Annotated in this window: 10 protein-coding genes and 1 other RNA gene; 5 read left to right on the top strand and 6 right to left on the bottom strand. The window is 64.8% G+C overall.

All coding sequences use genetic code 11. The annotated features are described in order from the left end of the window. Nucleotides 1–24: 24 nt before the first annotated feature. Together OWM54_RS08395 and OWM54_RS08390 are read right to left on the bottom strand one after the other, a co-directional pair. On the bottom strand, nt 25–1,632 hold the full coding sequence (locus OWM54_RS08395) for a M16 family metallopeptidase (protein ID WP_267697158.1): 1,608 nt from the start codon (nt 1,630–1,632) through the stop codon (nt 25–27). After that, nucleotides 1,632–2,993, bottom strand: coding sequence for a M16 family metallopeptidase (locus OWM54_RS08390; RefSeq protein ID WP_223748807.1), 1,362 nt, complete (start codon nt 2,991–2,993; stop codon nt 1,632–1,634). Before OWM54_RS08390 ends, OWM54_RS08395 begins: the two co-directional genes overlap by 1 nt. A 229-nt stretch (nt 2,994–3,222) precedes the next feature. Between OWM54_RS08390 and ssrA the strand changes: the two genes are divergently transcribed. The 3 genes from ssrA to OWM54_RS08375 all read left to right on the top strand — a co-directional run bounded on the left by ssrA (nt 3,223) and on the right by OWM54_RS08375 (nt 5,258). Further along, nucleotides 3,223–3,588: a transfer-messenger RNA gene (gene ssrA / locus OWM54_RS08385) on the top strand. A 255-nt stretch (nt 3,589–3,843) separates the two neighbouring features. Then, the gene (locus tag OWM54_RS08380) at nt 3,844–4,413 is read left to right on the top strand and encodes a hypothetical protein (protein ID WP_267697157.1); all 570 of its coding nucleotides are present in this window, start codon (nt 3,844–3,846) and stop codon (nt 4,411–4,413) included. A 2-nt stretch (nt 4,414–4,415) separates the two neighbouring features. Further along, nucleotides 4,416–5,258, top strand: coding sequence for a hypothetical protein (locus tag OWM54_RS08375; protein ID WP_267697156.1), 843 nt, complete (start codon nt 4,416–4,418; stop codon nt 5,256–5,258). A gap of 34 nt (nt 5,259–5,292) precedes the next feature. Here the strand turns inward: OWM54_RS08375 and OWM54_RS08370 are convergent, their stop codons facing one another. From OWM54_RS08370 to OWM54_RS08355, 4 genes are read right to left on the bottom strand one after another with little or no spacing between them, the layout of a single operon-like run. Next, on the bottom strand, nt 5,293–6,192 hold the full coding sequence (locus OWM54_RS08370) for a CBASS oligonucleotide cyclase (protein ID WP_267697155.1): 900 nt from the start codon (nt 6,190–6,192) through the stop codon (nt 5,293–5,295). Next, nucleotides 6,192–6,692, bottom strand: a complete 501-nt coding sequence (locus OWM54_RS08365; RefSeq protein WP_267697154.1) for an HORMA domain containing protein — start codon at nt 6,690–6,692, stop codon at nt 6,192–6,194. Before OWM54_RS08365 ends, OWM54_RS08370 begins: the two co-directional genes overlap by 1 nt. Then, nucleotides 6,689–7,168 (bottom strand): hypothetical protein, encoded by a 480-nt coding sequence (locus OWM54_RS08360; protein ID WP_324289055.1) that lies wholly within the window; start codon nt 7,166–7,168, stop codon nt 6,689–6,691. Before OWM54_RS08360 ends, OWM54_RS08365 begins: the two co-directional genes overlap by 4 nt. Beyond that, nucleotides 7,165–8,121, bottom strand: coding sequence for an AAA family ATPase (locus tag OWM54_RS08355; protein WP_267697153.1), 957 nt, complete (start codon nt 8,119–8,121; stop codon nt 7,165–7,167). Before OWM54_RS08355 ends, OWM54_RS08360 begins: the two co-directional genes overlap by 4 nt. 779 nt (nt 8,122–8,900) lie before the next feature. On the opposite strand from OWM54_RS08355, the gene drmD reads away from it, so the two are divergent. Together drmD and OWM54_RS08345 are read left to right on the top strand one after the other, a co-directional pair. Continuing rightward, nucleotides 8,901–12,086 (top strand): DISARM system SNF2-like helicase DrmD, encoded by a 3,186-nt coding sequence (gene drmD, locus OWM54_RS08350; protein ID WP_267701103.1) that lies wholly within the window; start codon nt 8,901–8,903, stop codon nt 12,084–12,086. Nucleotides 12,087–12,301: 215 nt separating this feature from the next. After that, nucleotides 12,302–16,003, top strand: a complete 3,702-nt coding sequence (locus OWM54_RS08345; protein ID WP_267697152.1) for a DNA methyltransferase — start codon at nt 12,302–12,304, stop codon at nt 16,001–16,003. Nucleotides 16,004–16,005: the final 2 nt, after the last annotated feature.

Below are 16,005 nucleotides of genomic sequence, written 5' to 3'. Positions count from 1 at the left end.
CTCGGGCCGAAATACAGCCTCGCGCTACTTCTCCATGAATGACTGCGCGGGAATGATGGTGACGGCGTCCGCTCGGACGGGGAGCTTGAAGGGGACGATGGACTTGTCCACTTCCAGAAGCTCGGGCGACTTGTCGGACGCGTAGGTGATGGGGGACGGCGGGCTTGCGCGCAGCGCGTTGGCGAGCCCCTTCGCGTCCTGGGTGACGAACGCGAAGGACAGCGCGCTGGGGTGAAGCCTGCGGCGCAGCACCTCCTGCACGGACTGGGGCGTCATCTTCGTGAGGGCCTGTCGGTACTGCTCCAGGTAGTTCGGCGTCCCGTAGAAGAGCGAGTCGATGGCGTAGCCGAGCCTGCGCGGGTCCGTCTGCTCCCACAGGCGCGAGTAGCCCTGGAGGAAGCCGCGCATCAGGTCGAAGCGCTCCTGGGGAATGGGCTCGTTGACCAGCTGCTCCAGGTAATAGACGGCGCCGCGCGTGGCGAACATGCCGTTGGCGGGCTCCACCGGGCGCAGCCACACGGTGAGGTCCTGCTGCGTGCGCGCGATGTTGGTGCGGTTGTAGGTCGTGCCCGGGTCCTCGATGAAGTGCTCGGCGTAGGCGTAGTCGCCGTAGTTGAGGCCGCGCTTCTCACGCAGCTCGGTGAAGAGCAGGCCGATGGACTGACGGTGCTCCCCCAGGTGCGACAGCGCGAAGGCGAGCGGGAAGAAGTCCGCGTCACCGCGGCGCACGGGATTGACGTAGCCCATGCTGACCGCGGTGGAGAGTGTCTGCTTCTGGATGATGACCGCGCGCCCGGCGGTGGAGGGCACGGTGGGCAGCGTCACGCGCGGCGCACCCGAGGCGGGCAGGCCCCCAAGACGCGACAGGAGCGAGTCCTTGAGCGCATCGTCCACCGCGCCGGCCAGGCCGACGACGAGCCGGTCCTGGGTGAAGACGCGCTGGGCGTGGGCCTTCACGTCGTCGAGGGTGATTGCCTTGAGGCCCTGGACGGTGCCGCCGGTGTAGTGGGCGTAGGGGTGGCCCTCGTAGAGGAGCGCGTCGAGGGCGACCTTGCCGAGCCCCTCGTCATTGGCGCTGCGCAGGCCGTTCTCCACGTCGCTGATGGCGTTGGCGCGCAGGCGCTCGAGCTCCGCGGAGTCGAAGCGCGGCGCGAGCAGCACGTCGGTGAAGAGCTCCAGGTAGCGCGGCAGGAAGTCCTTGTGGACGCGGCCGGAGAAGGTGGTGAACTCCTTGTCCGTGGCGACGTCCAGCTCGGCGGCCATGGGGAAGAGCGTCTCGAGCAGCTGCGCGGAGGTGAGCTTCTGCGTGCCGCCCTCGGCCATCAGCGTGGCGGTGAGCGCGGTGAGGCCCTCCTTGCCCTTCGGGTCGTCGATGGAGCCCGAGTGGAACACGAGCCGGAACGTGACGATGGGCGTGCCCGGGCGCGCGAGGACGACCAGCTCCAGCGGCTTGGGCTGCTGGAGCGGAACCGCGGGGACCTCGGTGGGAGGCGTGCTCGCCGCCTGGACGGGGGCCTCGGGCGCGGGGGCCTCGGGCGCGGGGGCCTCCGGCGTGGGCGAGGGCTTGGGCGTGGAGGCGCAGCCGACGAGGGACGCGAGGGCGACGAGGGACAACAGGCGAGGAGTCTTCATTACTTCGTCCCTCCGGCGTCGGAGACCTTGGGGGTGAGGCTGAGCAGGGTGAGGTTGGTGGCCTTGAGGTGGCGCTTGGCGAACTCGGAGAGCTGTGCGGGCGTCACCTTGGCCAGGTTGGCGAGCTGGCGCTGGAGGCCATCGGGCGTGCCGAGGATGCCGGCGTACCAGCCCAGCTGGATGCCCACGTCGCGCGGCGTCTGGAGGGCCATGAGCGCGCCGTAGCGGGCGTTGTCCTGGATGGCCTTGACGCGCGCGGCGTCGACCTTGCCTGCGGCGAGCCGGCTGACCTCCTGGAGCAGGGCGAGGCGCACGCGGTCGTAGTCCTTCTCATTCTTGAGCGTGGCGGTGAGCGAGAACAGGTGCGGGTCGCGGTGCTCGACGTAATCGCTGCCGATGGCCTCGACGAGCTGCTTGTCGAGGACGAGCTGCTTGTAGGCGGGGCTGGTGGGGCCGACGAGGTAGGCGACGAGGACGGTCTGGAGCGCGGAGTCGGAGGTGTTCGCGGAGGCCGCGGGGGTGTGCCACGCGAGGACCAGGCGCGGCTGGGTGGGCTGGGGCCAGTCGACGTGGGCGGTGCGCGGCTGCGTCTGCGGCGGCTCCTTGGGGACCTGGATGGAGGCCGTCTTGCGGTCCCACGGGCCGTAGTGCTCGCGCACGAGCTTCATGACCTGGTCATCGTCGAAGTCACCGACGATGAAGAGCATCGTGTTGTCGGGGGTGTACCAGCGCTCGAAGAAGTCGCGGCTGTACTGGTAGGCCTCCGGCATGGCCTTGATGTCGTCGTAGAAGCCGAGCGTGGTGTGGCGGTACGTGTGCTTGGTGAAGGCGGCGGCGTTGAGGGCCTCCTCCATCTTGAGGTACGGGGCGGCGGCGTTCTTGTGGTACTCGCCGAGCACGGCGAGGGCCTCGGTGCGGAAGGACGGCTCGGAGTACTCGAGGTTTCGGAAGCGGTCCGCCTCGATGTCGATGAGGAAGGGCAGGCCGGCGCTGGGGCCGTACGAGTAGTAGAGGGTGATGTCGTCGGTGGTGAAGGCGTTGTCGTCGAAGCCGAAGGTGCCGAGGATGCGCTCGCGCTCGCCTTCGGGGTGACGCTTCGTCCCCTTGAACATCATGTGCTCGAAGAAGTGGGCGAAGCCCGTCTTGCCGGCCTCCACCTCGTTGCGCGAGCCGACGCGGACGACGGTGACGTACGAGACGATTCCCTGGGACGGGTAGGGCACGCGCACGACGGTGAGGCCGTTGGCGAGCTTCTCCGTCTTGAGGGTGTAGGGGAACGCCTGGGAGGCGGCCTGGGGCTGCGCGAGCGCGGGGAGCGCGGTGCCCAGGAGCAGGAGGAGGAGGGGTAGGAGTCGTCTCATGCGGTGTCCTCGAGGGCTCGGGCGGCGCGGGTAGGGCGCAGGCCGAGCGAGGGGGCGACCCTACGCGGGTGCGGCGGGAGGGGAAGCGACTTCGAGGGTGAGTGTCCGTCCGCGTGCGGGAACGTGGGCTGGTGGACGCTCAGGAGGATTGACGAGGGCGCTTCAGCGGTTAATGTGGAGAAGACGCGGTCGACGTGGTGACCGCCAGTGGAGCAAGCAGTCAACTACCGGGGGCGACCTGGTTTCGACGGGGGCAAGGAAGTTCGAGACGCGTGCCGAGCTTGTCAGGTAGCTCGTAAATCCAACCCGGCAAAGACACAAAAGCCAACGACAACGTTGAGCTCGCGCTGGCTGCCTAAAAACAGCTCTTAGTGCGCGGTCCCCCAGCTCTCGGCCCGTGGGGTTGGGATCGACCGTCATAATGCGGGCTGGCTGCCGAGGGTGCCTGGACCCGAGGTGGCGAGACCTATCCAGGACCGGCTCCAGGAATCCCGTCCGTGGGAGTCTTGGGGACGTAGCAAATCGCGGACTACGCACGTAGGGTCGAAGAGCGGAAGGCTTTCGGACGCGGGTTCGATTCCCGCCGCCTCCACTGAGAAGAACGAACCCCGTGGCGCCAGCAAGGTGCCACGGGGTTTTGTTTTGGGGCGCGGGCGCCTGTGCGCTGGATGTTGCTGGTCACGCTCGTGGTGCTGCACCTGGGGCCACCTTCTGCACGGAGTGTCAAAACGCGAGTATCGGGGCTGCTTCACGCCATTTCCACGAGGGCGCTGTCCCTATGCGTGTGCCGAGGCTCTTGCTGGGCTGTGGGTTGCTGCTCCTGCTCGCGTGCGCTGGTGGGAGCGAGTCGGTGCGGCCAGTGCCCGCCGGGGAACTGGAGGGTGTTGGTACTTTTGTCGACGCTCCCAGTGGGGGCGGCGATGGGGTCCTGCCCGGTGCCTTCTTGTCTCCGGAATGGGAGTCGCTCGTCTGGGCCGGGGCGGCGAGCCCGCTCGAAGGTGCGGTCGCCATGCGGCCGGTGCGGAGGAGCGCTGGTACCGGGCCCTTGCGCCGTCCTCCACTGCTGAACCCGAGGCCATCACCCGCGCAGGCCCAGGCTCGGGCTCAACGGAACGCGAACCTCGCGGTAGTTCTCCAGGCGCGGCAGCTCTACCAGCAGCGGCTCAAGGAAGCGCAGGCGACGTACCCCAACAGCCTGGGGTATGAAAACCACCACTTGATTCCGATGTATTTGGGAGGCCCGGCAAACGGCCAGACGTATCGGTTACCCACTGCATACCACAAGGCAATCACCCAGGCGTTCCGCAGGAAATGGGAATATGGCCAGGGCAGGAGGCCCGAGCCGCAGAGGCTGCAAGACATCATGATCGAAGTCTATTCTCAGTACCCGATTCCCCAGCTCATTGGCATCGAACCGTAGCCATGCGTGAGACCATCGAGTTCCGAATCCCAGAGCGTCATGCGGCGAGGCTCCTGGAGCCTGGGCTCGGCGTTCGGCTGGATGAGAGTACGCGCAAGGTGGTTCTCCCGATTGCAGACAAGCGGGTCCAGGAGATTGGTCGGATTGAACGCGACTTCGCCCAGAAGGGAACGTCTTTCTTTCTGGGGTGGAGCATTCATCGCAGCTACACGGAGAAAGAGCTTCAGTCCGCGGAGTTGCTGAACCTCGTTGTCCGGGCGTATTTCGAGCCGCCAGGATCCATGTGTGGCACCGAGTACGATGACGCAGCCGCATGCCAGCACTGCGGCGCCGGGGCACCGATGAAGACCCCACTCATCCTCAACACCCGCCGCGTCCCCAAGAACATGGATATCGCCCAGACCATCGCGGGAGAAATCGTCGTGTCTCCGAGGTTCGTGGCAGCCTTCCAAGCGCATGGCCTGCGCGGAGCGGAATTTCGCCCCGTCCTCCATCAAGGACGCAAAGGGCCGCAGCCTTCCGAACTCTCCCAGCTCGTCGTCACCTCAAGGCCGCTGAAATTGACCAGCAGGACGGTCGCAGGCAACAACCCATTCGACCTCGACCAGCACAACGAGCACCGCTGCCCGAAGGGTCATATCGCCGGGCTCAACCAACTCTCCGAGCTGTACGTTGAGCGCGCCAGTCACGATGGCAGCGACATCTGTCTCACCGACAAACTGTTCGGCGACAAGCGAGGCGAGCTGCGGCCCGAGTCTCGGCTGCTCATCTCACCGAATCTGCGTGACGTGCTCACAGAAATGAAGGCCAAGAGCTTCATTCTGGAAGTCGCCCACTTCGAGTAGATAGGGCACCGTCGTAATCTGAATCCAAAGTTGATCACGACAGTGGGAACTTTGGCCCGAAGAGGGCGCGCCATGCCTTCAGTGCTTCCCCGTTGCGTCCTTGCCGTACGTGGTTGATGGCGATGGACGCCTCTCGGCCCGCTGCGAGCAACAACTCTCTTGCTCGCGTCTTCCGGTCGTCGTCCATCATACCGCTGATCGCCGGCCCTAATTGCGCAGGATCTCCCCATTCGTCGAAAATCCTGTCCGCGAGCGTGGAGAAGAATCCCTGGATCTCGTAGTCGAAGCGCCCTCGCCAGCCGCCATGCAGGCACTCCAACGCCATCACCTCGATGAGAAACGACGGCTTCATGGGTTTCTCGCCATGGCGTGGATGGTTGTTCCAATACTTGACCATGCGAACGAGCCCCTTCCACTCGCTCGAGTACGCCTGATGCGCGGCCACTGCCTTGGCGGCATGGACCTTGGGATTGGTCTTGATCCACTTCCCTGACTCGCGGTCCGGAATCTCGAAGTCGTCACCCGAGGGGAAGGCCGGAACGACATCGACGCTGATGACCCGATAGTCCGTATTGTCCTCCGCATCGGCAACGACACCGAAATCAACGTTGATGGAGCGGCTCTGTTTCCGAATTGCGTCCTTGCCATACTTCGTAACGAGCGCCGCGTGGAAGGCATCGAGCACGACGGTCGATGCCTTCTTGAGATAGTGGCGCTCCGACTCATCGAGGACGAAGAAGATGTCGATGTCCTTGAGCGGCTTGGTCTTCGTATGCCGCGCATACGAACCTGTCAGAAAGCTGTTTTTGATGTCGAAAAGACCATCCAGGTACTCCCGGACCTCTTGCTGACGCGAGGAAGCATTTTGCTGCTCTCGCTCGTTGAGTTCCAGGCGACTCTTGAACTTTCGAAAAGCCTCTTCCACGGTCAACATCAGCGCTTCCTCCAGTAGCTGGCATGCGCACCAAGTCCATTGTGTTCGATGGTTGCTCCGAGGCTTTGACGAACCATCCCGTCCGTCGAGCGGAAGGAACCCGCCGACCAGCCTGGGACATCAGGACGGCCTGGCTTTGTCTGTAGAACTAATTCATACATGGCGCTGGTAGGCGCCACCCCAACCTTGCGGAGGTGGTACCTGAGTTGGTCGGTATCCACCCAGAAGTTGCCGTCTCCTTGGGATTGATTTTGGACGACATCGATATCCCATCGATCAATGAGCCTATTAGTCGTCGGATTGTAGATCTCGAGCACGACGCGCTCGAGATGCCCGGACCCAAGCCAGGTCCGGATGGCCAGCAGATGCGTCTGCCAGTTGTTCACGAAGTTGGAGGGATCGAGCCCGATTTCTCGAATGATCTCTTTCAAGCTCTTCAAGATGTTATCCGCCACGAAGGTGACGGAGTGTGTGTGGGTATAGACGACGACACGGGTCATGATTCGAGAAACCCCTTCGGGTCGAGAATCAGAGGGCCGGCCTTCGACAGGCGGGTCTCATCATCGTCAATGGAAATTCCACTCGAAACGTCACGGGCGGTAACGCGGCTGCCATGCGTCGAGAGAGTGCTTTGGACCCATGCGAGGTCATCTGTCCCGCATGGCAGGGAGACGGACCACTGTCCTTCCAGCGGATCATAGCCCAACACATCTTCACTTGCGTCCGTCCCGTCGACGGCATCCTCGTCATAGATGCAGTAGATGCGAGTACGCGGCCCGTCACAGGTCACGACAATGGGAGCCTCCTTGGGTGATTGGTCCGTGATGAGGCAGGATACGACTCCAGTCACCGCGAGGAGCTCGTCCCGGTCCGCACCCGCCTTGCCCTGGGTCAAGAGCTCGACGATGTCCGTCCAGGTTCGCACCGCGTCGCGGTGAGGAACGCTCCGAAAGGTCCGCCTGTTCACCGTTGTCATGTCGCCTTGCCCCCCTGCATCGTGCGGCTCGTCTTGGCGGCCTTCACGGCAAGCACCAACTGCTCAAGCGTCACCCGGTTCGGGTCCATCGCGGTCTCGGGAGTGCTGGCGAGGGCATTCGCCACAACCTTCCGAATGGCTCGCCCATCCAGTCCCACGCATTCTCCGACACACCGCTCGAAGTGTAGAGCCTTTGGAAGCTTGCTGATGGCCGGATAGAGCTTCCCGAGCCCCGTCAGACAGTCAGTGAGAATCTGGCCGCAGGCCTTCTGGTCGGGCAGCGGAACCTGCATCACGAGGTCGCAGCGCGACAAGAAGGCCTCGTCCACGGCCTCGGGGAAGTTACTCGTCGCGACGAACAGCAACTGAGGATACTTCTCCGCCATGGCATCCAGTTGGACCAGCACGGCGTCCGTTGCGCGATGGATGTCAATCGGGTTCGCCTCGAGGCTCAGTTTCGAGCGGTCCACAGCCAGCGTCTCGACCTCATCGAGCAGGACGATGGTTGGCCCACCCTCCACCGTCTCAGCAATGGCGGTCGCGAAGAGGTCCGAGACCGCGCGCTGAGTCTTTCCCATCGCCGAGCTCGTCACCGAGTGGGGGTCTACCTCCAGCATCCGGAACTGGCCCCCCTTGAATGACTTGGCCACCCGATGCGCCAGGCCCCGTGCGAGCGACGTCTTTCCCGTACCAGGGGGGCCCACGAGCAAGATGACTCCATGCAATGGCAGTACCTGTCGATCCACCTTGCCGCGAACCGTGAAGTTGAGGACTGCCTGCGACAGCAGCTGAGTCTTTAGCCGTTCATCGAGGATGATGGAGTCCCACAGCGTGCCAAGCTCATCATCCGGTAGTGCTCGACGCGTCTGAATACCTCTGGGTAGGTCCTTGCCGTCATGTTGAAGGACCGCGCCACCTCGTCTCTTCATGTTCACCGCCAGATTTGGGTTCATTTCTCAAGACGCCAACCGCGCCAGCACCCCTCGCGACCCCACGATTTTTTCGCGGGCTCTCCGCCATGCGCTTGCGTAGCTCCACCCCGACGCCTGCTGTCCACCCTCCCTTGGGTGACACTCCGGCCACCGCCTGCTGGACGGCTGCCCTGCGGTGCAGTGATTACCGGCCCCAGCGGCTTGCCACTGGCCGGCGGACGCCGCTGCGGGCGGCTTGCAGGTCGCCCTACTTCCATGTATGCGTCGTCGGCTCCGACACGCCCAGCTTCGCCGCTGCCTCTCTCCTGGCGTCGCCCGCATCGCGGTGCTGCTCCACGAATGTTCGTAGCGACTCCGGGAACGACTGCGGCTCCTAACTGCACCTCCTCACGGAGCCGGTTCAAATCCTTCGCTACGTGCCCCGCCGGGGCTGGACGGAAGAGGTCTCATGTGCGGACGGACATTGGCACGACGTGGCACGGCGAACTCTTACGATTCATCACCGGTACGGCCCAATCCGCTCCTGCGGACCGGGCGAGGTGTGTTCTTCGACACAGGCAGGGCGCTTGCGCGGGTGTAGATGCGGAGTTCGAGGGAGTCCTTCCGGGCTCCATCCGTGCGGGCCAGAGAAATCATGGTGCGGCTGACTAAGAGGGATGCTGTGCTGCGCGGATACACGTATCGGCGCCCTGAGTCTGCCTGGCTAGATGAAGCCGGGTATCTACCTCTGGGGGGTGAGGGCTCGACACTTGATTGTTGTTGGTTTGTAGCGGCATGTAGCTCCCGTGCCAATCGCTCCCATGCTGTTGCCGTGCGCGGGTGATATCGCGCAGGTCCGACACCGTCAGTACTTGGTCAATGAGGTCATTGCTCCTGCAGATGTCCGGGAGCAACACACTCTCGTTCGTCTCACGTGTCTCGATGATGACGCACAGGGGCGCCCCCTGTCTGTCTTGTGGGAGCGTGAGCTCGCTGCTCGGGTCATTCGACCCCACCAGGGTGGACTGGGACCTCCTGTTCGTTTCGACGAGCCGCGTCACTTCGCCGCGTATCTCCATGCGCTCAAGTGGAGCTCCGTCACCGCCACCGACGCCCGGCTCTTCCAGGCGCCGTTCCGTGCGGGCATCCACTTGATGAATCACCAGCTCACGCCTCTCAAGAAGGCGCTCGAGCTGCCTCGGGTGAATCTCTTCATCGCCGATGACGTGGGGCTCGGGAAGACCATCGAGGCGGGGCTGGTGTTGCAGGAACTCATCCTCCGCCAGCGCGTGGACCGTGTCCTCATCGTCTGCCCGGCGTCGGTGACGCTCCAGTGGCGCGATGAAATGGAGAAACGCTTCGGCCTGCGCTTCGAAATCTTCAACAGCGAGTTCGTCTCCCGCCGCCGTCAGGAGCGCGGCTTCCAGGTCCCCGTCTGGGCCACGCACTCTCGCTTCATCGTGTCGTACCAGACCCTGCGGCGCAGCGAGTACTTCGAGCCGCTGAAGACCCTCCTGGAGGAGAAGGGACACCACAAGTCCTTGCTGGTGCTCGACGAGGCACACGTCGTCGCGCCCGCCTCGGCCAGCCGGTACGCCATCGACACGGAGACCACTCGTAGCATCCGCTCCCTGGCGGAGCGCTTCGAGCACCGGCTCTTCCTCTCCGCCACGCCCCACAACGGCCACTCCAACAGCTTCTCCGCGCTGCTGGAGATGTTGGACCCACAGCGCTTCACCCGTGGCACCCGCGTCCGCGAATCACAGCTGGCTCCCGTCATGGTGCGCCGGCTCAAGGGTGACCTTCGCGCCCTGGGCAGCTCACAGCGCTACCCCGAGCGACACGTGGTGGGCGTGCGCCTGACGCATGACTCGGGGCGCTGGCACGCCGAGTGGCTCGCCCCGGACGGAAAGACCGTCGAGGAGCGTGTCGACCTGGGCGAAGCCTCCGCCCCGGAACTGGAGCTGTCCCAGAAGCTGGCGCGCTACACGGAACTCATGGCGCCCGGCACGAAGCAGGGGCGCCTGGTCTTCATCAACCTCCAGAAGCGCCTCCTCTCCAGCATCGAGGCATTCCACCGTACCCTCTCCGTCCACGCGGCGGCCTTCGGCTCGGGGACGCGGGTTCCCGACGGCGGAGCGCTCACTGGCGACACGGCTCCCGAGTCCGAGGAGCACGGCGAGACGGACGATGCACTCGAGCTGTCGTTCGCGGAGACCATCCGCGAGCACAGTCAGCCTCTGTCGACCAACGCCCAGGCTCGCAAGCTCCTGGAGGACATGCTCCAGCTGAGCGCCCGGCACCGCTCGGCCCGGGACGCGAAGCTGCGGGCCCTGCTCCACTGGATTCGCGAGCACCAATGTCCGCTCACCAAGGGCGCTCCGTGGAAGCCCCGTCGGGTCATCCTCTTTACCGAGTATGGCGACACGCTCCGTTATCTCAAGGAGCAGCTCACCGCCGCCTTCGAGGGGACCCACCGGGGGGATGAGCGCATCCTCACGCTGACTGGTGGCATCGATGACGTGAAGCGCGCGGAGGTGCAGGCCGCCTTCAACGGCTCGATGGAGGAGTTCCCCGTGCGGGTCCTCCTAGCGACCGACGCCGCGCGCGAAGGCATCAACCTGCAAGGCCACTGCGCGGACCTCTTCCACATCGACGTCCCGTGGAATCCCTCACGCATGGAGCAGCGCAACGGCCGCATCGACCGTGCCTTGCAACCCGCTCCCATCGTGCGCTGCGGCTACTTCGTCTACGCCCAGCGTGCCGAGGATGCGGTGCTCGACACCCTCGCTCGCAAGGTGGAGACCATTACTCGCGAGCTGGGCAGCCTGGGCTGTGTGCTGATGGACCAGATGCACGATGCCCTCGCCTCGGGCATCTCGAAGGGCACGCTGGAGCGCGTCTCCCGCGCCGCGACCTCGACTCGCACGGAGGTGACGAAGCGGGAACTGGAGTCCCAGCGCACGCTCCAGTCCCTGCGCAAGGAATTGGATGCGATTGGAGAGCTCCGCGAGCGCAGCGGCAAGGTGATGGACTTCAATCCCGTCCTGCTGCGCGATGCGCTGGACGTGGGGTTCGAGCTGGCCGGTGCGGGCCGGTTGGAGCGGGAGACCCTCACGGAAGAGGGCCGGACGCTGGAGGCCTGGAGGGTCCCCGCGCTTCCCGCTTCTTGGAGCACGACCCTGGATTCCATTCGTCCGCGCCGGGCGCACGACGAGGCACCCTGGGAGTGGCGCAAGCGCCCCCTGTCTCCCGTCGTCTTCGAGGCACCTCCGGGCGTCGCCAGCAAGCTCGTCCACCTGCACCTGTCCCATCCGCTCGTCCAGCGGGTGCTCCAGCGGTTCCTGGCCCAGGGGTTCTCCGCGAACGACCTCAGCCGTGTCACCGTGGTCCAGACCCAACGCGACGCCGTGGCTCGCGTCATCGTCTTCGGCCGGTTGTCTCTTTTCGGCGAGGGCGCCGCGCGGCTCCATGACGAGGTGGTCTCTGTCTCAGCCAGGTGGCTGGACGGCGGCGGCCGAGGGCACCTGAAGCCCTTCGCCGATGAGGCGGACCGCAAGGTCATCGACCAACTGGAGACCACGCTGGCGGAAGCGCCCGCGCTCTCCTCGATACCGAAGGCCGTCCAGAAACGCCTGCTGGCCAGTGCCGAGTCCGACTTCTCGAAGCTCTGGCCCGCCATCGAGGAACAGGCCTCGGCGCGAGAGCAGGGGGCTCGCAAGAAGCTGGCGGCGCGCGGCGCATCCGAAGCCAAGGCGCTGACTCAGATTCTCCGCGAGCAGAAGGAGGCCATCCAGGAGGCACTGCGCGCGCAGCTCGAGCTCTCGCTCGACGCCCAGGCCGAGAAGGACCAATGGAGGAGGGACAAGGTGCACCTCGAACAGCGATTGGCGGCACTCGGCAGGGAACTCGTCGAACAACCTGAATCCTTGAAGGCCACCTACGCCGTGCGGGTCGCCCGCCTGGTTCCCGTGGGCATGGTCTACCTGTGGCCGGGGGCTCGCTAATGAACGGTCAGAGCCTTGGCGGGGATGTCGAGCGTCGCTATCACCAGACGTGGATGGGGATGGCGCAGCCCATCGAGGGGCTGGTGGTCTCCATCCCGGTCCTCGAGGACGCGCAGTGCATGCAGCGCCTGCCCGTGTCCGCTCAGTCGCGCTTCGTCCTGTTGGCGGGCCGGGAGTCACCTCGCGTGACGGATGTCCCGCGCTTCCTCCGGGAGGTGCTGGGCTACACCGAGGAGGATTTCACCACGAGGTTTCCGGAGGACCTCCAGCTCGATATCGAGGAGGGGCAACAGACCCTCAAGCCCTCGCGGGGGCTGTTGCGACGAGGGCCCCCTCCCGCGAGGCCGGAAGGGTTGCCGGATGACTCCACGCCCATCAGCCGCGCCGCGGAGGGCTTCGCGCTCCTGACCTGGGAGCTGCCGGCCGGATTGGACCTGGACAAGAAGGAAGACACCACGGGCGCGTGGTTCTACGAGCCCACCGCCAAGTTCGACCGACTGCTGCGCGCGGCCCGTGTCCCCATCGGTCTGCTGTTCAACGGGGACTCCGTGCGCCTCGTCTATGCGCCCCACGGCGAGACCTCCGGGCACATCACCTTCCGGTTCAAGGACCTCGTCACCGCCAGCGGTCGTCCGCTGTTCGACGCGATGGTGATGCTCCTGCATGCGCGCCGCTTCTTCGGCGTGCTGCCCGAGCATCAGCTCCCCGCGCTCCTGGAGCAGTCACGCCGCCGGCAGGCGGATGTCACCGACGAGCTGGCCGACCAGGTCCTGGAAGCGCTCGGCATCCTGCTCACGGGTTTCGAGACAGCCGCAGAACGGGATGGCTCTCGGGCCCTGGACGAGGCGCTCTCACGAGGTGAGGAGCATGTCTACGGCGGGCTCCTCTCCACGCTCTTGCGGCTCGTCTTCATCCTCTACGCGGAGGACCGGGGCCTGCTCCCCGTGGACCAGGAGCCCTATCGCGATGACCTGTCGGTGAAGGCTCTTCACGCGCAGCTCGTCGAGGACTCCAGTCAATACCCCGATTCGATGAATCGGCGCTTCGGTGCGTGGCCACGGTTGTTGGCGCTCTTCCGGTGCATCTACCTGGGGGCCTCGCACGACAAGCTGCGAATGCCGGCGCGGCGTGGGGAACTCTTCGACCCTGACGCGTTCCCTTTCCTGGGGGGAGTGGGCTCCGCCGAGGAGGGCACGGATGCGCGGGTGCCTCCCATCGATGACGAGACGGTCCTCCAGGTCCTGGAGCGGATCGTCTTCCTCAAGGGGCAGCGGCTGAGCTTCAAGTCGCTTGACGTGGAGCAGATCGGCTCCGTGTACGAGGGCCTGATGGGCTTCCACGTGAAGCGCCTGAGCGGTGCTGGAATCTGCCTCAAGCCCTCGAAGGTATGGGTCTCCGCAGACGAGGTGCTGGCCCAGCCCGCGAAGCGGCGTGCGGTATGGCTGGAAGAGGAGGCGGGCCTCGACACGAAGGCGGTGAAAGCCTTGTCGAAGGTGTTGGAACAGGCTTCGACTCAGCAGGTGGTCCTGACCGCGCTGGAGTCGTACCGCGTGAAGGGAACCGAGATACGGCGCGCGTCCCAGTTGGTGCTGCAGCCTGGCGACGAGCGGCGACGGACCAGCAGTCACTACACGCCTCGAAGTCTCTCGTCCCCCATCGTCCGTCGGGCGCTGGAGCCCTTGCTCAAGACGATGGGGTCGCAGCCGTCTTCGGAAAGACTCCTCAACCTGAAGATCTGCGACCCGGCCATGGGGTCGGGTGCGTTCCTGGTGGAGTCCTGCCGCTTTCTCGCGGACCAGGTTGTCGCCGCCTGGACACGTGAGGGCGTCCTGAAGCGTGACAAGCACGAGGACGAGGTGATGCGGGCGCGCCGGCTGGTGGCCCAGCGATGCCTGTACGGCGTGGACAAGAATCCATGGGCCGTGCAACTCGCGAAGCTGTCGCTGTGGCTCGTGACGCTGGCGAAGACGGAGCCCTTCACCTTCCTGGACCATGCGCTCAAGTGCGGGGACTCGCTGGTCGGGCTCGACCTGGAGCAGCTTCGAGCGTTCCACTGGGACCCGAGCAGCAAGAAACAGTCGGAGCTGCCATGGGCGTTCATCTCGAAGGCACTGAACAGCTCGCTGGAGAAGCGCGAGAAGATCCTCCAGCTCGCGCTCGACCTGGAAGGGCCGGACCGCAAGCCGCTGCAGTTGGACCTGGAGCCCGGCAGGGTGAAGGAGGGGCTTCTTCGGGACGCGGACAAGGTGTTGGAGGACATCAAGCACATAGCGAATGCGTGTGTCGGGGCGTTCTTCGCCCAGGGTTCAGACAAGGAGCGGGAGAGGGAGCGCGTCCGCCGCTTGGACCTGATTGGGACGTGGCTGTCCAAGGCGACGAATGGGGTTCTGCCTCCCATTCCAGCGGACATCGGGGCGTTCTCTGCGCCGTCATGGACGTTCCACTGGCCACTGGAGTTCCCAGAGGTTTTCCATGGGAGCCGGCCGGATCCGCTCGACAACGAGCAGCCGAACAAGGCTGCGTGGATCGATGGGTTCGTGGGGAACCCGCCGTTCGCGGGAAAGAACGCCATCATCGAGACGGGTGGCGAGAACTACCTCCCTTGGCTCCAGGCGGTTCATGAGGGGGCGCACGGCAACGCGGATCTCTCCGCGCACTTCTTCCGCCGTGCATTCCACCTGCTGGGTGAACACGGCAGTTTCGGACTCATCGCCACCAACACCATCGCGCAGGGAGACACGAGGGCCACGGGACTGAAGCACCTGGTGGACCACGGAGGCCACCTCTACGACGCCGTGCGATCCATGAAGTGGCCGGTGGCTGGCGCCAACGTCTCCGTGTCAGTCGTGCACGTGGCGAAGGGGCACGTCTCCGGCCTGATTCTAGAGCCTCGCTTGGATCGCCTGCCCGTGAAGTGCATCAACTCTCGGCTCCGTGGCAAACCCGAGCGATTAGAGCCCGTGGCGCTCACTGCCAACACGGGGAAGAGCTTCCAGGGAAGCATCGTCCTTGGAATGGGGTTTGTACTGAGCCCTGAGCAGCGCTCGACTCTTGTCTCGAAATCATCAAAGAACGCGGCGCGCATCTTTCGCTACGTGGGTGGCGAGGAGCTCAATTCCGACCCGAGTCCTGAACTCGAAAGGCACGTCATCAACTTCGGGCAGATGGAACTACAGGAAGCGGAACGCTGGCCCGACCTCATCCGTACCGTACGGGAGTTGGTGAAACCTGAGCGAGACAAGGTCAAGGACAGAGGCGCGAAGCAGTTCTGGTGGCAGTTTATCCGGCCGCGTCCTGAACTCTATCAAGCGCTTCGTCCGCTAAGTCGTTGCCTTTCGACCTCTCGTCACTCGAAGCATTTGATATTTTCATGGCAATCGTCGTCTGTCGTATTCAGTGAGGCCGTCATTGTCGTTCCCGTCGAGCAAGCCAACTGGCTGACGACGCTGCAGTCACGTGTGCATGAGGTCTGGGCACGTTTGCTGTCATCCTCCATGCGCAACGACCTGCGTTACGCACCGAGCGACTGCTTCGAAACCTTCCCCTTCCCGGACTCTGCAAGCGCCTCTGCGCTCGATGCGGTAGGCGAACGGCTCCACGCCGAGCGCAGCCAGTACATGCAGGCCCACAGCATCGGCCTGACGACGACGTACAACCGGCTCAAGGATAAGTCGGTCACCGACACCGCGACTCAGCGTCTGCGGGACCTGCATGTGGCCGTGGACCAGGCCGTCCTGGATGCCTACGGCTGGAAGGACATCCAGGTTCCTCCGTACTGCGGAGCTACTCCCAAACAGCTCGAAGCCTTCGAGGACGAAGTTCTCGACCGCCTCTTCGACCTGAATGAACGCCGCGCTTATGAGGAAGCGCATCCCACCGTCCGCCGTCCCTCGAAGTCCCGCGCCCAGACCGCTTGAGG

The sequence above is a fragment of the Myxococcus sp. MISCRS1 genome, from assembly GCF_026626605.1.
Taxonomy (GTDB): domain Bacteria; phylum Myxococcota; class Myxococcia; order Myxococcales; family Myxococcaceae; genus Myxococcus; species Myxococcus fulvus.
Note: the sequence above shows the minus strand (reverse complement) of the source record. Positions and strands in the feature narration are given on the sequence as shown.